The following is a 20,129-nucleotide window of genomic DNA, read 5'->3' on the forward strand; positions in this document are numbered from 1 at the left end:
AGCATAGGCCAAAAAAGTGTAATAATTAGCAGTGATAAAAAAAAGGACTTAATAATTCATTAAGCTGCAAATGATAATATATTGCGCTAACTGGTTTTTTTATAGTCTTTGCAATGCGGGAAAAAAGAAGTCATTTTAAGAGCAAACCACCTCATCGCTCAACTTATCAAACACAGCATAAATTTAATCCAAAACAACGGTTGCCTGTAGATAAAAAAAGAAATAAACCGCTGGAGCCTTTTGTTTTTTCTGCGTGTGGAAGAGATTTTAATCAATTATCATTCGCACAGCAGGTACTCTTTATTTTGGCGTTGTCAGCATTAATCTCCCCTGCAGGGGCAACACCCACAAAACAAAGTGGTGCACAAAAAGGAACCCAAAAAGCGTTAGTCCCCCGGACTCAAACATTTTTTGCTCAACCCTCTAACGCCAGCACCACTGGAGCCTTAAGCCTCTACAGGCCTGTTACCCAACCAGTGCCCGGTTTGCTATTAAAGCCAATCGATATGAGTCATACACTGACCATTCAGCCTGTGACGGGGATGATTAGAGATTGCAACCAAAAAACAAATGGGGTAAGTGCAGGTAAAATCTGTGTTATTAAAGATAAAAAATATCTCCTTAAAGTCTGTGAAGAAGGGGAAGGAGATAGGTATTCTAATATTCTCTTAGGGATGCATAACCTCTATTTTGTTCAAGAAAATATTGGCATAGATGTTCCAAGGATTAAACTGGTTCATGAGAAAAATGGCCGATATATCTCATCATCTGGTGACGTAATGAAGGCTGAAAAATACCTTGCCTCTGAGTTTATCGAGAATTTTACTGGTTTCAAAAGCATTATTACCCAGTGTACCCGGTCAGTCATCAAGTTAAATCATCGCAAAGGGAGCACTCCCGATGAGTTGCAAATCAAGAGGGCCATACGAGAAACAGTTGTCGAGCAAATAGGTGAGTCAGGTATAGCAAAGCTGGCTGTTGCTGGAACATTTGTACAAGATCTTGTAATGAATGAGGGTAATTGGGGGGTTGCAAACGGTAAACTAGTTGTTATAGATGCCGACCATTCACCTCAGTCTATAGAGGAGTACCTCACTGAAGCGATGAAAATGCCGGGAAATATTAATTTGGATTTTTCTATTCAAACCTTGGAACACATGGCGGCTACCTACAACCAAATGCTGTATAAAAGGCCAATCCTTTTTCATCCGAAGGTTGATTTTACTGTGAAAAATTATGAATTTTTAGTAAGCCGATTTTTAACGGCCTGTACTCAGGCGATAGATAAAATAAAAGCAACTCATCCGCATTTGCCTTCTGATAAGCCATTAAAATTGGTTAATAGGGTTTTGTCTAATACTTTGCGGGCCCAATTTTTAGACTATACCCAAGCTGAGCGCATTTCTCCCCCATCTCCTGCTCTGGGTCCCTAGGTGCGAGCTTCCAATGCTATCTATTGTTATCTGTTCTTTGTCTGCAAATTGTTAAAAGTAAATCTATAGTCTATAAACTAAGGGATATTTGAGAAAAGGTCTTTCCTTAACCAGTTGGCCTTTATTTTGCTCTTCGGTTATTGCGAAGGGCTTGGTTTCTGATGGACAGCTCAGCGGACTGGTTGTTATTACATGGAGGTATTATGAAATCACAGCATCTAACCTGGCTTGTAGTTTTCGACTCAACAATATGCAGAATATATGACTATTCAAAAAATAGTTTAGCGTTGGTTAAACAAATAGAACACACTGAAAATAAATTAAAAGATATCGAGCTTACCTCTGATAAGCCAGGTCGATACCAATCCTCCGGCGCGCATGGGGCATATAGCCAGGAATCCGATCCCAAAGCAATCCGAATTGAGCGATTTTCAAAAGAAATTGCCAAGATTCTTGAACATGGCCACGCTGTAAATGACTATGAGAAATTGATCCTGGTCTGCTCCCCTGCTATGCATGGCCTCTTATTAAAAGATATCAATAAACAAGTTGAAAACGTAATCATTCGTGTAATACCAAAAGATTTAGTTCATGTTCCTGAGGCTGATCTTTTAAATGATGTTAATAATGAATTAAAGCGAGATTAGTTGAGGCAGGAACATAACAGGAGGGATAATGGCCAATCTGGTAATTGATGAGAAATTAACTGATCTTTTGACCAAGGCAATTAATCCAATTGAAATCACCAAGACCTCTGGTTTCGATAAAATTATTGACAGCATTGGTGAGGCACGAATTGTTTTAATGGGTGAGGCCACTCATGGAACGGAGGAATTCTATCAAACTCGTATTGCTTTAAGTCAATTATTAATCGAACAAAAAGGGTTCAAGGCTATTGCCATAGAAGGTGATTGGCCAAGTGTTTACTCCATGCACCGTTATATTCTGGGGAGTAATGAATTCCGGAATGAACGAACCGCTTTGAAGCACTTTACCCGTTTCCCAACCTGGATGTGGGCTAATACAACAATACCTCCATTTTTACATTGGTTGAGACAATACAATGACAGTCTTGATGTCAAAGCCAAGGTTGGAATTTATGGATTGGATTTATACAGTTTACATGATTCGATGCAGGCTATTATAGAGTTTTTAGCATCACAACAGCCTGACTTGGCTGAGCAAGCTAGAAATCGTTACGCTTGTTTTGATCATACAGCCATGGATCCACAAATGTATGGTTATTTTGTCAATCAACATTTGAAACATTCATGTATCAAGGAAGTTAAAGATCAGTTATTGGAAATGCAACATCGAACATTTTCAAAATTAAACGCGGATAAATTATTGCTGAGTGAAGCAGAATTTTATGCCAATCAAAATGCACGCCTGGTAAAAAATGCTGAAGAGTATTATCGGGCTATGTTTGAGCCCAGGGCCATATCGTGGAATTTACGCGATAACCATATGGCCCAAACGTTAAGCAATGTTATTGCTCACATTGAATCAAAAAGCAATTTGCCAGCTAAAGTGATTGTTTGGGCGCATAATTCTCATGTTGGCGATGCCAGGGCAACCGAGATGAATGATCGGGGGGAAGTGAATTTAGGCCAAATTGTTCGAGAGCACTATGATACCAGTTCTTATCTTTTAGGATTTTCTACTTATACAGGGACTGTAACGGCCTCATCCGATTGGGATTATCCTGCTGAAATTAAAACAGTATTGCCAGCGCTTGAAGCAAGCTACGAAGCATTATTTCATAAGCTATCAACCCGTACTTTCTTTTTAAACTTACGTAACAAAAGCCACCTGATAGAACTACTGAAACACGCCAGATTACAAAGGGCTATTGGTGTTATCTATTTGCCGGAATCGGAACGGCTGAGTCATTATTATTTTTCCCGCTTACCTTATCAATTTGATAGCATTATTCACATTGATAAGACCAGTGCCTTAACTGCTTTATCAAAGGAAAATCAACTACGCCCTGATGATTTACCCGAAACTTATCCCACTGGTGAGTAGCTAAGGTTGTGGCATGCAGGCGAAAGGGTTTTTCCCTTGTCGAGAAAAAAATATCACACCGATGTCAACTCTATTTCCTGGCATGTAGTCATTTAATGATGCGACAATCAATGTTGCGGGCTATCAAGCAATAACAGGATCAGGATAAAAATTGATGGATAACACCTCTTTAAACCAGACACTTTCAACGATTCATACCTTTGAAGACTATGAAAAACACAAGCCGGATATAGCAGAAGACCTGGTTGCCACCGTTATTGATAGACACCAGTTACCGGAGGCATCACGAAGGCTATTTTCTGAAGGGACAAACATTGTCTTTTCCTATGGGGATAGTAAAGTGATTAAAATTTTTCCGCCGTTTCATCAGGGCCAATTTGAAAGTGAGCGATTGGTTTTAAAGCATTTGGATGGAAGACTTTCTATAAAAACCCCCACACTGGAGTACGAAGGAGAAGTCTTTGGGTGGCCTTATCTTATTCTCAGTAAACTTGAAGGAACACTTCTGGAAAGCCTTTGGGAAACCATGGCCCATAACAATAAAATGGTTATTCTTCGCGAGTTAGGAGAGCTCATTCGGGAAGTTCATGCCTTACCTGCGGATGGACTTGAAGCGATTGATTGCCATTGGCCACAATTTCTTGAAAAACAAATAGCGCAGTGCGAAGAACATCATCGGGCTAAAGGGCTTTCAACAGTTTTATTACAAGAGCTGCCTGCTTACCTTGATTCAGTCAAAGAGCTATTACCAGCGCTCAAAAAACCAGTTATTTTAACTGGGGAATATACCCCAATGAATTTTTTAGTTAAGCAAGTAGATGGTATTTGGCATATCAGTGGATTGATTGATTTTGGCGATGCGATGCTGGGGTTGCCTGAATATGATTTGCTTGGTCCAGGCGCTTTCCTTATACAAGGTGACAAGCAATTGCTCCGTACGTTTTTAACGGCTTATGGCTATTTACCCCATGAGTTGACGAAGACATTGAGCCATCAGTTGACTGCATTAATGTTGCTTCATCAATACAGTAATTTAAACATCCAGGTAAGAATTCCAAACTGGGAGGATAAAGCAAGGAGCTTGCAGGAGTTAGAAAATTTAGTGTGGGGTTTTTAAGTAATCACTGTCTCAAGCTATTTATACTGCCGGTTAAAAAATGGATGCTAATTCAGCAATAATGGTCAAACAACCAATTTTGGGTCGGAGTAACCTTGGTCCTGTAAATAAAGTGATCATTTGAATTGAGAACAGTATGAATTATGAACGTCAATTAAACAGGGTAATCGAGTTTATCGGGAAGCATCTTGACGAAAAACTCACTTTAAACCAGTTGAGTGATATTGCCTGCTTTTCAAAATATCATTTTCATCGCTTATTTACTGCTTATACGGGTTTATCGTTACAACAATATGTTCGTTGGCTGCGTTTGAAAAGGGCCGCCCACCAGTTAATTGTTAACAAAGATAAATCAATAATTGAAATTGCAATCAATGCGGGTTTTGAATCCCATGAATCTTTTACACGAGCATTTAAACAAGCTTGCCATCTTAATCCAAGTGAGTTTAGAGCCCAGTCAAGCTGGCAAGTGTGGGAGCAACAGCCGTATTGTTTGCCTAAACAAGGTGAAATGACAATGCATGTAAGTATCAAAAACATGGCGGCAAGGCGTTTGGCGGTGTTAGAACATCGTGGTGATCCGCAAAAAGTAGGGGATAGCGTTAATCGATTAATCAACTGGGCTAAAGCGCAAACGATTAACCTGAAACCCAAAGCAGGGGAAGCGTTTGGGTTTGCCTATGATGATCCGCAAACAACACCTGCTGCAGAGTTTCGTTTTGATCTTGGTATTACCGTACCTGAGCAATTGAAACTTGAAGGGGAGGTTATAGAAAAACGATTGCCAGCGGGTCGTTATGCAGTAGCTGTACACAAGGGTTCGCGCAATACTATTGGTGACACAGTGTATGGATTATATCGTGATTGGTTACCGGAATCCGGTGAAGAGCTGGGAAATTTGCCTTGTATTTTTTGTTATTATAATTTTGATCACGAGGTGGCTGAAACAGAATTAATGACAGAGTGCTGGTTGTTGTTAAAGTAATCGATAGTTTGGGTGCGGTGGGCGGAATACAGGTTTTCCTCAAATTAAACTGCGTAATCGTTTGGACAGCAACCACCCAATTAGAAACTGGTTTCTGCAAACAAATATGGTACTATGCGAAAATTTTTAACATCACGCAAAGGCGGGAGTGAATGTATGTTTGATTTTTTCAGTTTTAAAAATAACAATAACAGGGCGATAAAATCAGCAGCCCAAGGTGCTGTTATTGGATTAATAGCCGCTACAACCAAAGCGTTGGATTTAGAGGTTTGTTCCAAGGAGTTTGGCGGTTTATTAGTCGGTGTAATTGCCCTTGGTTTATTAATCGAGTACGCATTACCTTCTAATCCCCCAGTACATAAAGCACACAACCCAGGTACTGATGGAGAAAATAATGGGTTTTATTTGCTTGAAGACAGCTCAGCAGGTTTGAAAATCTAGAGTTGTGCAGCCTTGATTCCGCATTGGACATCAAGGCTTCTTTTTAAAAGGGGCACGTCCTCTAGAGCATCCTGCCATTAATAGGAAGGACTGAACCTAAACTTCAAACACAACGCTATTTTGACCATTGACCTGGTTATGAAGCGCTTTAACCAATTCACTGACAGTCGAAATTTTCTTACCGCATAATGCATTTGCTGCCCCGCTTTTGACAAAGCGTCTTATTGTACTCCCAAGCTCCCCCTGACGTAGAGTTGCTAGATGAGGCAGCAGATCGGTTTCTTCATTGTCCAGTGCCTTCTGTACAGCAGCAATGGCGGTTTCTTCTTGAGCGGGAGATAGGGCCTTATGGAAAAACGCAGACCAGCTAAATGATGAGGACTGCCGGCTATTGTTTTGTTTCGCATCACAATAGCTTGCTAATAACTGTCTTAAACGATGGTTACCTATCAGTGAAGCAAACGATTCCTGGTAAAACGAAGCAGGAAGCTCGCAGGCATTTTGCTTGTCTCTATTTAAAACAGCGAATAGTTGGCATTTGTATTTCTCATTCGCTTTTTCAACCGCGTTGATATTGTCATTGGCGTCATCGACAAAAATGATACGGTTCACCCATTCTGGCTTATGTTTTATAAATAAGTCATACATGTGGCCCTTTTCAGTCAGGTATTCATCGTTAGCCTTCTTGACTAGCCCCAGAACACTATTCGCTGCCTGGCTATGTGCTGTGATGCCAGCCATACTTTCAGGATTGTTCAAGGCTAGTGCAAAAGCAACCCCTGGTTGAGACTCAATCGCAAAATTAATGGCACTATATTGATCTTGCTCTAACAGTGTTTTTGTTAAACTATTATCAGGACGTTTAAAATGGCTTAGGAAGCCCTTCATTAACTCCTGATCCAAATGCCAAAAGATATCGCTGGGAGTAATAACTCCATGCACTTTAAATCCTTTGCTTTCCATATGGTTTGCAAGTGTTTGCCGTTCCATAACACCCTCTGCATTAATGGTCATGGAGGTGAACAAATAAATATCACGAACGCCTGCCTCAAGGAGGGCATCGAGTAAATCATCATTATAAGTTGTGTTTGGAGCAGCACCGAAAAGTACGGTGTTATCTACGTCCAATAATGCAATATCGCGCTTATTAGTAGAACCAGGCATTGATTACTCCCCAAAATAACAGTGGCATCATGGTGATGGACGTCTTTTGTGGGCAATTGTAAGGCAGTCAGTATAAAGTGTGGATGGGTAAAATTACCCATAGGGTTGATTCCCGCTAACCGAATCCTATAAAAAAGAGGCACCCCTGTTGCGGTATTGGAGTGTCTGGATTGCTGGACTAGCGGGCCTGCAGCAAATCGTTAATATTGTGAGGGAGTTGATTGAACGTGCTTAAGAGCTGGCGAGGTTAATGCCGAGCTTTATCCATGCTGTTAACCGGCATTTAGAATAAAGCTCGCGATGGCTATCTAAAAAATAAATCTTACTTAAATAATGAGAACCTTGGTTCCAGGATTCGTTTTTACCCAGTTCGCCACATATTCAATATAGTTATTTTTACCCACAGCAATGCATCCACGCGTTGCGCCTGGTAAGTGGCTTAACCAACCAAACAAACTGGCTGACTGGGTTGGTCCATGGATACCGACATCCCTGCCTGTATAGCCTGCAGCCCTTTGCTTGGCAGTCGGATAGAGAATTGGAATAAAGACTTTAAATTGATTGGATTTTCTTGGATAAGCTAACCCATATAAACCAATAGGGGTTTTATTATCACCCGCTCGTTTTTTACCCACACCTTTGTATCCGAGAGCGACATCAAAGCTCTTAACGACAGAGCCGTGTTTACAGATCGTTAAAAGTCGCTTTGCAGTGTGGACATTGATCCCGTTTGGTAAAGGGCAAGTTGCAGTACCTGCGAATAAAGCGGCAGGAAAAAAAATAGCGAGTATTAAAGGAATTGCTTTTACTTTCATATTAATAGACAAATATTATTGCAATTGGGCAATATTATTCCACAATATTGCCATTATGCATAGGGGTTGACAGGCTAAATTGGCTCTGCTAGGTGGTAATCATCTGTGCTAATCAGTATTGCATCTGTTTTAATCGTAGATAAATCAATATTATCTTGGCTTATAATTCCCCAGGTCAGATTTTTCCAATACAAAAATCTGGATAACTATTTATATCCGGAAGAAAAAATAAAACTGGTTGATCCCAACTACAAATAAGTGGTGGTGATGTGCTAAAAGATTGATAGTTTATTCTTTGCCAGCCTTCGTTGGATTGCTTTCTGATAGCGCCGCGATTATTTCAACCGCCCTGGTTGCCGCATCATAAAAGGGCTGTAAAACGACATCAACTCCCCGTGCTTTTAATGATTTTATTTCCGAAGTATGGTGTGTCGTTACTGCGATATAACTAGAGATTTTGGCTTGTCTTATGGTTTCAGTCAAAATGATTCTTGGATCTTGATAGGTTACCCCAAGCAAGTGTTGTGGAATCGTGCAAATAATCCATTTTGCTTGATTTAAAGGCAAGGAAGCCAGAAATTCAATATCACAGGCGTCCCCATAGATTGCGTCATAGCCTTGAAACTCCCATTCCCTGATTTCGTCGGGATTAAAATCAACAGCCAGGACATTTAATTTTTTCGCAATTAATAATTTTGCTATCGCTTTACCAAACCGTCCTAACCCAAAAATGACAATGTCATAGTTATTTTTATGGATTGAAGGAGGAATTTCTATATTTTCCCGGTAGGGATTGCTGCGTTCAAAAAAGGACAGGCCTGGTTCCAACCAACGATAAAGAGTTTGCGAATAAGTAATCATATAAACCGAAAGGGCAATGGTAATTAATCCCACCAGAGTGACTAACCCTAACGAGTCTGTTGAAACATGACCTAACGATACTCCCATGACCATAAACACCAACGAAAATTCACTGATTTGCGCGACAGTCAATCCGGCTAAAAAAGCGGTGCGTTTGCGATACCCCATCGCACCCATAATTGCCAGCATGATGAGTGGATTTCCAACCAGGACAAATAAAGAGAACAGGATTGCTGGCGCGGCCTGATGGCCAAGCTGGTTAAAACTCAGTTGTGAGCCCAATGCGATAAAGAAAAAAAGTAATAGGAAGTCACGCAAGGGAGATAGTCTTGCGGCAATTGTGTCCCTGATCGGCGTCGAGGCCAATGAGATCCCTGCAATCAGTCCCCCCAGTTCTTTGCTAAAGCCAAAGTAACTACCCAAAGCGGCCATAAGTGCTGCCCAGGCTATGGCAAAAATAATTAATAACTCGGGGGAGTGGGCCATGCGGTTGACCAAAGGATTGGCCAGATAGCGGAGGAATAGACCAACAAAGACAAAAAGTGTTATACCGTATAAAAAGACTTTGACGATATGTGTTGTCAGGCCAACCCCGCTGCCAATAGCAAGGGTGGATAAGGTTATCATGGCTAAGACAACCACCAGATCTTGCACAATAAGACATCCCAGCGCGATACGGCCATGAAGGGAATCCACTTCATGTTTATCTGAAAGCAGTTTGACAATGATGATGGTACTGGAAAATGTCAGCGCAACAGAGACATAGAGCGCTGTTACTGAATCCATGCCGAGACCTTTGGCGATAAAAAAACCAATCAGGGACGTAAACACGATTTGTCCAAGCCCTGTAGCCAGGGAAACCAGGCCTAAGGTTTTTATCAGGTGGAGATCCAGTTTCAGGCCGACAAGAAAAAGCAATACAGCAATGCCTAATTCAGCCAATAATTCGATAGGGTCATGGGACTGTATAATCCCAAGAAAGGCAGGCCCCACCAGTATCCCTACTATGATGAACCCAACAATCGTTGGCTGTCGAAGCAGCAGACAGAAAAAACCTATGGTGGTTGCCAATATCAGGAGTGAAGTCAGCTCATAGAAAGGGGAGAGGTGTATTAATGACGAATCGATCATAGGACTCTACCACCATAAGGGACTTTAACTGGAGGTACAAAACCAGGTGGTTTTAATGCCAATTAAAGAGTGAACGCGTTAACTTAAAATAGCGCAATAATAACCGTGGCTGCAATACATCAAACCGGGCATTAGTCTTTCTAATTCCAAATTGGAATCTTGCCTGGAAAACAATTCGCTTTAAATTAAGCGGTCATTTTGCTCAGATATTAACCATTTTAACCAATATTAAATGAGGTGCGAGATGGCGTTTTCTCCAAAAGAGCGTGCTGTGTTACTGCGTTTTATTCACTTAAATAATCTGCAAGTTAAATCATCCACTGGATGGACAAATTATTCAAAATTTAGAAGAAATAAAAATGCCTTGGTATTAGATGTTAATGATACGGCATCATTAAGCGCGGTTCTGAAGTTCATTACTGCTTTAAATAAAAAGAAAGATCCTGCACAACGGATCCTGGTAAGGCCTGCGGCTGGAGGGCGAGGAAAAAAATACAGTGAATCCTATTCAGTACACGGTGTAGAGGATGCCGACATTGTTATTCGTTTGGTAGGAAAAGAATTTACGGAAATTAAAGCCGTTGACAGGGAGCATCAAGTCGTCACGATTGGCGCCAGTATGCAAGTGGGTGAAATCAATGAACAGCTCTATGAGCGATATAACCTGACTTTACCTACTTCTTCGTTAAATCCCTATATTTCGTTTATTGGTTTGGCAGCCAACAGTGGCATTGGCACCGGAAAAGACCAACCGGGTGTATCAGGTCTTATCAAATCCATGACCCTTTGTCTGCCTAATGGGGAAATTGTGACGATTGATGCCAGTCATCCTGATTTTGAGACAATTTGCTCGGGCCACCAGGGATTGTTCGGTTTTGTTTTAAGTGCCGAAATTCAATGTACTGAAGCCAAAAAATTAGAATGCAGCAGAGAAGTTATGAGTGTCGCTCAATTAATCGAAGAGATTAAAGACGGGTTACTGGAACGTGATCCTTATACCAGTGTTTATCTTATGCCTACCTACCAACCGGATGAGTTGACTAATCGAACCTTTAAAAATGTCTGTGTATACCGTTGGCGTCCCGTAGAGAAGACCGATTTGGATCGGAATGCCCGTACTCCCTTAACCCATGTGAAGCAAGAAATGGAAACCAGGATTTTCGACTCCCTGCATGTGAGCGAATTTCTGTGCCGATATCCTTCCTGGATCCCATTTTTTGCGCAATATGTGGTGCTTCCCCTGGTGATCGGAAGCACCGGTGAAACCTCTGTTTCACGTTGGTATGACTCCGTTCATCATCAAACCGGCTATCCGCGTAATGTCGAGGATACTGGTTTGTTATTTGAAGTAAGCGCCGACCATCATGAGATAGTCGTTGCACTGGAAAAGGTATTTACGACCTTACAGGAATACAACAAGAAAGGTTATTACCCCATTGTATCCGGGATGTATTTACGCTACCTGCAAGGGACGAACGGGGGCGTATCGATTACCCGGCATCAGGCAGGGAAGCATGTTTGTTCTTTGGATATGGTATCTGACATTAACATACCTGGGCATGAGGCGTTTCAGAAAGAAATCACCGCATTTTTCCTGGAGGTACTTAAAGCGCGTGCTCATTTAGGAAAGTTCTTGCCCAGTGACTATCAATTAGATTGTGCCGATTATACTGATGCATTAATAAGATGGTTCAAGAAAAATAATTTAAATCTTGAAGAGAGCATGTTGCTTACCGCACATTATTGCAAGCTTTTACAGCTTCCGGAAATGATGCCTGTCCAGCCTGAATTTTCAATGACCCAGGCTACTTTTTTCCAGCCAGCAAGAAATTTTGTTGAGCTAAAAGGCAGATTTGACGATGGGGCTCGATATACCGCTGCCATGTAATTTAGAGCAAACAAGCTAATCTATGGGGGGCGATTGCAGGGCCTCCCCAATATCGTTCTTCAATAGCTCAACGCTGCCTCTTTTTTGGAAATATAATAACCAATTTGGTGTTAATATGGCCTTAATAATCATGATATATACTGCACGCATTTTTTTAGATATAGTGATTATTATGCAATCTAAGACGACTATTTATGAACAAATCAAGCAAGACAAAAAATCTTATCCCGGGATTACTTTGTCTTATCAAGGTGCCCAGTATGGAGAAGGTAACTTTGATGAAAAAGGATACATTGATTTTAATTCAGAGTTAAGCCCACTCGAAGCGTTTACTGAACGCTTCAAAAATATTGGCGCGTTAGTCATTCGATTTCATTTAGGACAGGGGCAACGTGCTGGATTATTACAGCAAGTTGCAAAATTTGATTACTCGAGCAACCCTGTAGAACGACCTGCACATGGCAATGATGAGGTTGATATGTTCTTCGATGGGTCTGACGCCATGAGCCCAAAAGCGGTTGGCCAATCCTTAGAGTTTACAAGTCATTTATCATTAGGCCGTTCAAAATTATTAAACGAAAGGGCACAGCCTCTGGTTCATGTGAATAGACAAACGACCTATGGCGAGCAAGGGCTATGGGATATTATTCACGCTCCCGTATGGAATGTTGGCCGAAATATGCGCTATGAACTGACCAAACAAGGGTTCACTTATCTAGCTTGCCCTTCTTCTCTTAGTCCCAGTGAGCGAGAAGCGATCGACAAAGCGTTACGGGAATCAGGGAAACCGGTTGCAGAAGTATTTTCCGAATTTAGTTTGACGCCTGAAGTTGCGCAGATAAGCAAGCTCGGCTTTTATATGGATGACAGGCAGGAATATACCCGGGAATCTAACGGACTGGCCATTTCTACCCCTGAACATGAAAATTTTGCTCCCTTAGGTTGGATTATCCATGCCGAAACAGGGGAGGTATTGCCACAAGAAATAACAGAAGACATCATTCGCGTGACAGCCATTTCAGAAGGGGGGTTTTATGAAAAACGCCCGGCACAGCAAAAAATTTTACAAGCAGGTAACCTGGTTAATAGCAGTGGTTTAGGTTTGTTTATTCAAAACCAGGCTTTTAATGCGATGTATGTCATTTTTGATTACTTACAAAAATACAATTTTGATCCACGACCATTGCTCAGCACTTCCTTGGCCGTCGCTTACAGTCGGATGCAAAAAGCCATACAAGACGATCCCTCCTGTGTGGATGATTTTCTGGTAGGTGCTTTGCAGGATGAAATGGTGCAACCGTTGCGTGTGAGTCAGCCGCGAAGCAAGCGAACAGTCTTACCTATCAGGTTTACGAATAATTTTGCGGTGACTTATAACAATTTAAAGGCAATTGCCTATGCTTTTGATATGAAAGACAGTACAGACCAGCCTATCTTTCGAGCCTTTGATGATAGTGTGATTATCCAGAGCCATCGTGATTTCATTGATGCTGAAGTCAATGGTTATTTAGTTAGCCCTTCTTTTAATACTGGCAGCCATGTCGCAACCGTGTTGTCTACTGCGATGTTAGTTGCAGAAGAAATGATTGTAGAACAATTATTGCCTGAAGCCTTTTCTCAAAAAGGAAAGAGTGATTTATATGATCTTTTATCGAGCGTTTTGGATCAGGATTCTGCGCAAAGAATAATCGAGGAATTAGCTGTTGTCACAGAAAACTTCCCTAAAGACCGTGATGAGCGAGTTATTACTGGCACTCAGTTTGATTATTGCGGACCTGTGTTACAGATTTTACGCAAAGAACTGGGTTTGGATAAACTACCGGCGTTAATTTGTCATCTTGCAAAACCTGGCGTTAGCACCGAAGAAGCCATGTCTTATTTAACGACCCAAGAAGCGGAGCAATTAACGCATGGGTTAAGAATTTTGTACGGAATTGGTTTAAAACTACAGGAATACCCCTTAACCACCGCTCAATCAGAAGGGTCAAAGGGAATCAATGCAGGGCTTCAACCTTTAATTGCCCACTTGGATCCGCAATTGGCAAAATCGTTGCGAATTCCTATGGATACGATTGTGAGGGCTGAAGTAAAGCCTGTTGATAAAGAAAAAGTAAGAACCAGAATATCAACGCAAGCTATTAGCAAATGTCCTTTCTTTGCCCGCAAACCGTCCCGTTCTGAAGAAGAGATGGGAGTTCAAAGAACCATCACTTCTGAACCACCAGTTCAGGAAGAGGAAATCAGGACTGAGCCAACCTATCAACCTTCATTTTTTACCAAGTTATGGAATCATAAGAAAGAAATTGGAGTTGTTGTGGTTGGGGCAGTTGGCTTTGCAGCTGGCCTTATCATTAAATCCCAATATTAATCACTAAAACAAGATAATAAGGTTCTCTATAACCTTATTATCTTGCTTCTCTTATGGATCAGCTTTAGAAACAATTCTCACAGTATATTCAGTGGAAATTATTTTTGCAGAAAAATTGTAACCCATCATTTTTCGTGGTGCAGGCCACACTTTATTATAATACCATGATTTGATTATTACTTTCCTGTTTAATCAACGAAGGATTTCCATGGTGATGAGTAAAAAGCCCCATCCCAAGCCGCGGCGTACTCAAATTTTGGCTGCGCGTGCTTTTGCGTCAATTGAACATTTTCTTCATATTGAAGCTGTGAGCGGTGTCCTCCTGTTTATTTCGGCCACAATAGCGCTAATATGGGCTAATTCCCAGTGGGCTGATAGCTATGCAAATATATGGCATACATCACTTTCTATTAGTTTAGGACGCTTTGAATTTTCTAAGTCACTTCATTTTTGGATCAACGATATTCTTATGACCTTTTTCTTTCTTGTTGTGGGTATGGAAATTCGTAGTGAGCTGCATGAGGGGGCCTTAAGCAAAATCAAGCAAGCAATCCTGCCTGTTATTGCGGCCTTCGGTGGGGTTATTATTCCAGCAATAATTTTTCTTGCTTTTAATTTTGCACCAATACAACAAAATGGTTGGGCTGTTCCCACGGCAACTGATATTGCATTTGCAGTGGGAATACTAGCCTTATTAGGCCGCTCTATTCCTGGCGAAATTAGAGTATTCTTGCTTTCTTTAGCTATTATTGACGATATTATTGCTGTTCTCATTATTGCTTTATTTTATTCCGAAGGTCTCAATTATTTGGGATTTCTAACAGCAGGAATAGGTATCTTATTGGTATTGGGTTTTCAGCGCATTGGTATTGGTTCAGCATGGAGCTATCTTATTCCAGGAAGCTTTGTTTGGTTTGGAATCCTTATGAGTGGGGCCCATCCTACCTTAGCAGGAGTAATTCTTGGTCTAATGACTCCTGTGAGATCCAAGCCTATGTCTGAGCATCCTTTAGATTTATTATTACGTATTACTGGCGAGCTTACAGGACGAGATATAAAGTCAGAACAAGGGCATAGTCAAAGGCGACTACTTCAGAAGCTTCAAGTGGCTAAAAGAGAGTTATTACCTCCAGTAGTTCGAGTTGAGCAAGCACTACATCCATGGATTGCTTATATCGTCATGCCACTATTTGCATTAGCAAATGCGGGTATAAATCTCAGTAGTAGTACTTATTCTGCCTCAGAGTTATATATTATAACGGGCATTGTTGTCGCACTGGTTTGTGGAAAACCTATTGGGATTGTTGGAATAAGCTGGGCTTGCATAAAGTTAAAATGGTGTCATTTACCAGATGGCATCACATGGAAAGGTCTTTGGTTGGTAGGACTCCTTGCCGGAATTGGATTTACTATGTCAATGTTTATTGCCATGTTAGCTTTTAAGGATATGAGGTTTTTAAATGCTGCAAAATTGGGAGTACTTCTGGGATCCGTTACTGCAGCTCTATTAGGGGTTATATGGGGTATAATTTATGTGAAACAAATGACCAGGATTAATAGGAAAGTTCACTAGTCTATATTATTAACAAAATGATGCTCATATAGACTTAAAAGTTTTTTACGGTCTTCGGCAAGTGGAAGACTTTCATTTGCAGCTTCCTTAAGTGAAAATGCATGGGCGCTTATAATAGCTCTCTGTCGCGGATTTATGAGTGCTTTATGGATGGAAATAATCATTTCCATCATATGAAAAGTTGCGTTCCTATCTTTACATACATAAGGTTGTACTCTGACAAATATTAGATCACAAAATTCCTCAAAGGTAATCGGTTTTGTTATTAACCGTAATTTATTTTCACTATCGGCGCGATAAGGTGACGGCTCGTCCTCTTTCGATAATTTTTGTACACTTGATTGAAGCCAATCCAGGCAGGTTATGGCTGTAAACGGATCATTAATACCTGGTGATAAGGCGCGGGCAATAATTTCAACCAGTTCATCTACCAGAAAAAGAATATCCTGCTCTTGATTGCGTTTAAGGCCTAACGCGAACGCTTCAGTACATTGTTTTTTAATCTGTTCATCCACGTTTTTAGATGAGTAAATAACGAGTAGGGTTACGTCTTCAGTAATATAAGCACCAGGACGTACTTCTAATTGAATAATGAAATCATTTTTTGTGGCAATATCAATTAGTGAATTTCCCTCCAGGATACGAATGTACCCCTGAGTAGTGGATGATACAATCGTCTTCTTTAGTGAAGACAAGTCTGGTGATTTTTGCGCGTATTCTTTGCCTATATTGATGGGAAATTGAGAACTGATTTGACGATTTAATTCCTCTCCAACCTGGGCAATCACATTCGACATATTTATGCTTTCGGGGATGTGATGAATAAAGCCAATCAAAACCACCAGGCTGCTTATAGTGAGCACGATAGCAATTAGCAAAGAGATTTGAGGAATAAAAACTTGCCCATTAATCTGTGAAATCCCTTCTTTATTCGAGTTAAAAAGAGCTAATAGAATAAATAAACAAAATAAAAAGGTAGCAATAAAAGTGCCCAATGTGATTTGATTTGCTCTATCTCTCATAAAATTTGAAGTCAGTCTTGGACCAATCTGACTGCCAGCAAAAGCGACGGCTACAATGGTCATCGAGAAGGTAACTCCGGCTACGGTAATCATTGATGTAGCGATTATGGATAAAATACTGCGAGCTCCTTCGGGGTTGCTGGCATGAAACCATCCCCATTTTTCTAACCATTGCCAAACAAATAAATGATCTAAACGTAAAGTTAAAACAGAAAGTAGAAGTGCAATGACAGACATTATCAAAGGGATATACCAATAACTCGCTCGTAACTTAGAAAAGAAGTCCAGTATTTTTGATTTCATTCATCGTCCTTGAAACGTGCCATTGCCCTATGATTTATAAGTATATATTAAATCTGAAGAATTAAAGGTTCTGCAGGAGGTTGGAATTCGATTATGTGGATTAGAAATATTCAGCTTACTCGCATTGCCAGAGCCATCCTGTCATCATTTTCGGTTAAGATAGAAACCCTAAAGGTACATTGCTGTCTCCGCCAACGCAGGCACATTTCAATTCGCGTTTATCAATAAAAACGACTTTAAATACGGAAATAGCGCCGATTATTCCAATAAAAGAAGCAACAGGAATGGAAATCCCAATTAAAGACTCCTGCACTCATCAGTATACCTGCTAAAGCTCCTGCAAAAGGATAAATATAGCTATAAGTAATGCAGCGTTGGCGAGGAGGCCGTAATTCAGAAACGTAGTTGAAAATTCTTCCACACTCTGAGGTTTTAATAGTGCATGCACTGTCATGCTAACGGCGCCTTCCTTTATCCGGGTCTTGGCTTTCTTGGCCTGCCATCAATCCAGCCCGGGATTGGTCCTCCCAAACGACCTCCGCTTACCTTTTCCAGGTCTTTAGGATTAACCTTTTCCTCTTTATGGAGTGTTTTAGATTGCTTTTCTCTCTTTTCGTGCTTAGTCATCGTTCCTACCTCCTGACTCTAACAGAAATCGCTGTTCCAATCGTTGACAGACCCGCTCCTATTTTTCAGTTCCTGAGCAGGGCTGTTTTACTTCGGACAGGGTCTGTAACTTTTCTTTAGTATAGTTATAAAACCCCGTATGAACAAATATTGAACATATTTTTAAATTATACGAAGCAACCCTTTATCTAAGGGCTCGTCCTAAAAACGAAGAACGTCTAAATCAAGCCATTGCAGAAGTAGAGTCTTGAGAATCGCAAAGCAGAGGTTATTGTAGCCTGGTTGCTTGCAACCAGGATCTACCAAACATTGAGAATTGGCTTTAACCTGAATTAGCGAATTTTATTCTTAAACATAAGATGGAGACGGCTGATATCAGTTAATCAAAAAAATTTAATCGCTTCCATCGTTGATCGAGCAATTGAAGGTAGTTTTCCTGCATCTGTGGGGATAAAAAACTGAAACCAATCAGCTTTCGCCATTCAGGTATTATTTGCTGGAATTCTTGTAGGATCCCATCAATGACGTTCTGGTTTAAGCCTAATTTTTCAACGGCAAAGTATTTAATAAAATCACTCTTTGTTAAATTATTTTTTTTCCCTTTTAGGGGCAAGGCAATTTCTTCTTTGGTGTTTTTTTGAGCGATCGTTGAGTTAAGTAAATCATAGGCTGGTGATAGGGAAATTTTCCTCTCCCTTGTTATTAGGGAAAAATTTTTGAGATGCATGTCTTCATTGCCGACCAGGAAGTTAAACAAGGTCAACTTAAATAATTTCACGAATTCAATTTTGGGGAATGTACAAAACTGTTCTATAACGGCAATCACTTTTTCCATGGAGCTTTTATATTTTGTATGTCGATCTTCGCCTGATAGTTGTGCAAAATCTTCTAAAGCTAATTTTTTATTGTGGCCTACTCGATCAAACCGTTTAATGAAGTAGGTCAAACTGTTGTCTTTAGAATAAACCAAACCATGAACCGGCACTTCAAGGCCAATGGTTTTGGCAAGAGTCATTGTAATGGCTTCATTTTCCGGTAACTCCGGATAACTATCACTTTGTGGTTTTAAAATATAATGACCATGTTGATCAACGATTTCAAAACACCCCTCTTTAATCTTCAGTTTTGCGCTTAGTTTCTTTTGGACACCTTGAATAGACATCTTTCCGACTCGAGCAATGGCTTCTTGCCGCTGCTCATCAGCACTTAAATCCAATGGACTAAGGTTATTTAATTGGGGGGAAAGCAAATGCAATCCACGTTTTGAATAGTTTTCCTGGTCACTAATCCTTTCATAAGTAATAGGGCAGCGTTTCATTTCAATTCCTCAATAGTCACTGCGCCTACTACATCCTGGCCAACTATGATGAGCTGGCCAAAATAGTCGTTTCTATCTATCTTGTATTTACGTAACAGGGCTTCAAGCATAATGCCTTCAGGAAGTAAGCCTTCAAAAAAGGGGGGGAATACGTCAAAGTCATAGGCTTCATTGGTTAACGGCATTGTGAGAGAAACAGGTGCCCCCTGATACTCATCAAAGTAGGTAAATTGATATTTTCCACCCTGTAATTCTTCTAATGTTCCAGCCTTAATGCCATTCACTGATACGTATGCTTTTCTCATGAATTCTTATCCGTTGCCTGAGGAAAAGGTGTTTCAAATTTCATTTGGATATTTAAAACATCGAATACTTTGAGCAAGGTGTTTAACCGCACCGATTCTTTCCCTTTTTCAATATCATAGATAACCGTCTTGCCGACACCCGCTAACCGGGCTAATTCCTGTTGCGATAAGCCGCTTTGCTTGCGGTAGTAATGGACTAAATTCGCAATCTCGAGTGTGGGCATGTAAATACCATGAATTAATTGTATTTTACTGTTATAGCAGTAAAAAAGAGAAAAAGACAGTGAATATTTCATTATCCCTGTATAAATTCGCTATAAATTACTGTTATAGCAGTGAAAATCGCCCTGTTTTCTCGTTGACTAGGTATTAAGTGATTTAAAATTCAAAAATTACTGTTACAGCGGTAATTTTAAGCAAATATAAGAAGGACAATACAGGGCTAAACATGCTCGAATCAAAAGCCATCTTTAGTCGATTTGAGATCTCGAAACCCTTCCTCAATTTGCATACGCAAAACGTAGATACTGTCTTTAAAAGCAAGCCCAATTTTCATTAAAAGGTTTGTTATTTTTAAGAACGCCAAAGATGATATGGGCTAGTTTACGCATAACAGCACAGATAATTGTTTTTGGGGTTTTACCTTTTACAAAGCAGAGGAGAGCTTTGTTATATCGCTTGGCGACTAAAGCAGCCATATAGAGGGCTTTTCTTAAACGACTATCGCTGAGTCTTGATAGGGTGGTTTTA

Annotated in this window: 17 protein-coding genes and 1 pseudogene; 9 read left to right on the forward strand and 9 right to left on the reverse strand. The window is 40.5% G+C overall.

Annotated features, from left to right (window positions below; all coding sequences use genetic code 11):
• Positions 1-113 precede the first annotated feature (113 nt).
• The 6 genes from Lfee_RS06705 (at position 114) to Lfee_RS06730 (ending at position 6,004) form a co-directional block, all read left to right on the forward strand.
• A complete protein-coding gene (locus tag Lfee_RS06705) occupies positions 114-1,433 on the forward strand; it encodes a dihydroorotase (RefSeq protein ID WP_058445153.1) in 1,320 nt (439 codons plus the stop codon).
• 203 nt (positions 1,434-1,636) lie between these two features.
• Positions 1,637-2,080 (forward strand): host attachment protein, encoded by a 444-nt coding sequence (locus tag Lfee_RS06710; protein ID WP_058445155.1) that lies wholly within the window; start codon positions 1,637-1,639, stop codon positions 2,078-2,080.
• 28 nt (positions 2,081-2,108) lie between these two features.
• Positions 2,109-3,461 carry an erythromycin esterase family protein gene (locus Lfee_RS06715; RefSeq protein WP_058445157.1) on the forward strand — a complete coding sequence of 451 codons (1,353 nt, stop codon included), beginning with the start codon at positions 2,109-2,111 and terminating at the stop codon, positions 3,459-3,461.
• Positions 3,462-3,615: 154 nt separating this feature from the next.
• Positions 3,616-4,578, forward strand: a complete 963-nt coding sequence (locus Lfee_RS06720) for a phosphotransferase family protein (RefSeq protein ID WP_058445158.1) — start codon at positions 3,616-3,618, stop codon at positions 4,576-4,578.
• A gap of 136 nt (positions 4,579-4,714) precedes the next feature.
• The gene (locus Lfee_RS06725; protein ID WP_058445160.1) at positions 4,715-5,563 is read left to right on the forward strand and encodes an AraC family transcriptional regulator; all 849 of its coding nucleotides are present in this window, start codon (positions 4,715-4,717) and stop codon (positions 5,561-5,563) included.
• A 156-nt stretch (positions 5,564-5,719) separates the two neighbouring features.
• Positions 5,720-6,004 (forward strand): hypothetical protein, encoded by a 285-nt coding sequence (locus tag Lfee_RS06730; RefSeq protein ID WP_058445161.1) that lies wholly within the window; start codon positions 5,720-5,722, stop codon positions 6,002-6,004.
• A 96-nt stretch (positions 6,005-6,100) separates the two neighbouring features.
• Here Lfee_RS06730 and Lfee_RS06735 read toward each other — a convergent pair whose 3' ends face one another.
• The 3 genes from Lfee_RS06735 to Lfee_RS06745 form a co-directional block, all read right to left on the reverse strand.
• Positions 6,101-7,168 (reverse strand): hypothetical protein, encoded by a 1,068-nt coding sequence (locus tag Lfee_RS06735; RefSeq protein ID WP_058445163.1) that lies wholly within the window; start codon positions 7,166-7,168, stop codon positions 6,101-6,103.
• 326 nt (positions 7,169-7,494) lie between these two features.
• Entirely contained in the window at positions 7,495-7,983 is a 489-nt protein-coding gene (locus Lfee_RS06740; protein ID WP_058445165.1) for a L,D-transpeptidase family protein, read from the reverse strand.
• A 288-nt stretch (positions 7,984-8,271) separates the two neighbouring features.
• On the reverse strand, positions 8,272-9,975 hold the full coding sequence (locus Lfee_RS06745; RefSeq protein WP_058445168.1) for a cation:proton antiporter: 1,704 nt from the start codon (positions 9,973-9,975) through the stop codon (positions 8,272-8,274).
• Between the two features lie 244 nt (positions 9,976-10,219).
• On the opposite strand from Lfee_RS06745, the gene Lfee_RS06750 reads away from it, so the two are divergent.
• The 3 genes from Lfee_RS06750 (at position 10,220) to nhaA (ending at position 15,804) form a co-directional block, all read left to right on the forward strand.
• The gene (locus Lfee_RS06750) at positions 10,220-11,863 is read left to right on the forward strand and encodes an FAD-binding protein (protein ID WP_058445170.1); all 1,644 of its coding nucleotides are present in this window, start codon (positions 10,220-10,222) and stop codon (positions 11,861-11,863) included.
• 115 nt (positions 11,864-11,978) lie between these two features.
• Positions 11,979-14,231 carry a Dot/Icm T4SS effector Ceg17 gene (gene ceg17, locus Lfee_RS06755; protein WP_269147455.1) on the forward strand — a complete coding sequence of 751 codons (2,253 nt, stop codon included), beginning with the start codon at positions 11,979-11,981 and terminating at the stop codon, positions 14,229-14,231.
• A gap of 214 nt (positions 14,232-14,445) precedes the next feature.
• The gene (gene nhaA / locus Lfee_RS06760) at positions 14,446-15,804 is read left to right on the forward strand and encodes a Na+/H+ antiporter NhaA (protein ID WP_058445220.1); all 1,359 of its coding nucleotides are present in this window, start codon (positions 14,446-14,448) and stop codon (positions 15,802-15,804) included.
• On the opposite strand, the gene Lfee_RS06765 is transcribed toward nhaA, so the two are convergent.
• The 6 genes and pseudogenes from Lfee_RS06765 to Lfee_RS06785 form a co-directional block, all read right to left on the reverse strand.
• Entirely contained in the window at positions 15,801-17,129 is a 1,329-nt protein-coding gene (locus Lfee_RS06765; RefSeq protein WP_058445172.1) for a DUF2254 domain-containing protein, read from the reverse strand. The genes nhaA and Lfee_RS06765 overlap by 4 nt on opposite strands.
• A 471-nt stretch (positions 17,130-17,600) precedes the next feature.
• Positions 17,601-17,756, reverse strand: a complete 156-nt coding sequence (locus tag Lfee_RS16945) for a hypothetical protein (RefSeq protein ID WP_156413368.1) — start codon at positions 17,754-17,756, stop codon at positions 17,601-17,603.
• Positions 17,757-18,135: 379 nt separating this feature from the next.
• Positions 18,136-19,074 carry a HipA domain-containing protein gene (locus Lfee_RS06770; RefSeq protein WP_058445174.1) on the reverse strand — a complete coding sequence of 313 codons (939 nt, stop codon included), beginning with the start codon at positions 19,072-19,074 and terminating at the stop codon, positions 18,136-18,138.
• Positions 19,071-19,379 carry a HipA N-terminal domain-containing protein gene (locus tag Lfee_RS06775; protein ID WP_058445176.1) on the reverse strand — a complete coding sequence of 103 codons (309 nt, stop codon included), beginning with the start codon at positions 19,377-19,379 and terminating at the stop codon, positions 19,071-19,073. Before Lfee_RS06775 ends, Lfee_RS06770 begins: the two co-directional genes overlap by 4 nt.
• On the reverse strand, positions 19,376-19,603 hold the full coding sequence (locus Lfee_RS06780; RefSeq protein WP_058445222.1) for a helix-turn-helix transcriptional regulator: 228 nt from the start codon (positions 19,601-19,603) through the stop codon (positions 19,376-19,378). Before Lfee_RS06780 ends, Lfee_RS06775 begins: the two co-directional genes overlap by 4 nt.
• Before the next feature lie 309 nt (positions 19,604-19,912).
• Positions 19,913-20,129: pseudogene (locus Lfee_RS06785) on the reverse strand (IS110-like element ISStma4 family transposase); the annotation flags it as partial.

The organism is Legionella feeleii (assembly GCF_001467625.1).
Lineage (GTDB): Bacteria > Pseudomonadota > Gammaproteobacteria > Legionellales > Legionellaceae > Tatlockia > Tatlockia feeleii.

What these genes read in the sequence shown, in the direction of transcription:
- Lfee_RS06705 (WP_058445153.1), top strand. Translation starts at nt 114, where the DNA reads ATGCGGGAAAAAAGAAGTCATTTTAAGAGCAAACCACCTCATCGCTCA.
- Lfee_RS06710 (WP_058445155.1), top strand. Translation starts at nt 1,637, where the DNA reads ATGAAATCACAGCATCTAACCTGGCTTGTAGTTTTCGACTCAACAATA.
- Lfee_RS06715 (WP_058445157.1), top strand. Translation starts at nt 2,109, where the DNA reads ATGGCCAATCTGGTAATTGATGAGAAATTAACTGATCTTTTGACCAAG.
- Lfee_RS06720 (WP_058445158.1), top strand. Translation starts at nt 3,616, where the DNA reads ATGGATAACACCTCTTTAAACCAGACACTTTCAACGATTCATACCTTT.
- Lfee_RS06725 (WP_058445160.1), top strand. Translation starts at nt 4,715, where the DNA reads ATGAATTATGAACGTCAATTAAACAGGGTAATCGAGTTTATCGGGAAG.
- Lfee_RS06730 (WP_058445161.1), top strand. Translation starts at nt 5,720, where the DNA reads ATGTTTGATTTTTTCAGTTTTAAAAATAACAATAACAGGGCGATAAAA.
- Lfee_RS06735 (WP_058445163.1), bottom strand. Translation starts at nt 7,168, where the DNA reads ATGCCTGGTTCTACTAATAAGCGCGATATTGCATTATTGGACGTAGAT.
- Lfee_RS06740 (WP_058445165.1), bottom strand. Translation starts at nt 7,983, where the DNA reads ATGAAAGTAAAAGCAATTCCTTTAATACTCGCTATTTTTTTTCCTGCC.
- Lfee_RS06745 (WP_058445168.1), bottom strand. Translation starts at nt 9,975, where the DNA reads ATGATCGATTCGTCATTAATACACCTCTCCCCTTTCTATGAGCTGACT.
- Lfee_RS06750 (WP_058445170.1), top strand. Translation starts at nt 10,220, where the DNA reads ATGGCGTTTTCTCCAAAAGAGCGTGCTGTGTTACTGCGTTTTATTCAC.
- ceg17 (WP_269147455.1), top strand. Translation starts at nt 11,979, where the DNA reads ATGGCCTTAATAATCATGATATATACTGCACGCATTTTTTTAGATATA.
- nhaA (WP_058445220.1), top strand. Translation starts at nt 14,446, where the DNA reads ATGAGTAAAAAGCCCCATCCCAAGCCGCGGCGTACTCAAATTTTGGCT.
- Lfee_RS06765 (WP_058445172.1), bottom strand. Translation starts at nt 17,129, where the DNA reads ATGAAATCAAAAATACTGGACTTCTTTTCTAAGTTACGAGCGAGTTAT.
- Lfee_RS16945 (WP_156413368.1), bottom strand. Translation starts at nt 17,756, where the DNA reads ATGACTAAGCACGAAAAGAGAGAAAAGCAATCTAAAACACTCCATAAA.
- Lfee_RS06770 (WP_058445174.1), bottom strand. Translation starts at nt 19,074, where the DNA reads ATGAAACGCTGCCCTATTACTTATGAAAGGATTAGTGACCAGGAAAAC.
- Lfee_RS06775 (WP_058445176.1), bottom strand. Translation starts at nt 19,379, where the DNA reads ATGAGAAAAGCATACGTATCAGTGAATGGCATTAAGGCTGGAACATTA.
- Lfee_RS06780 (WP_058445222.1), bottom strand. Translation starts at nt 19,603, where the DNA reads ATGCCCACACTCGAGATTGCGAATTTAGTCCATTACTACCGCAAGCAA.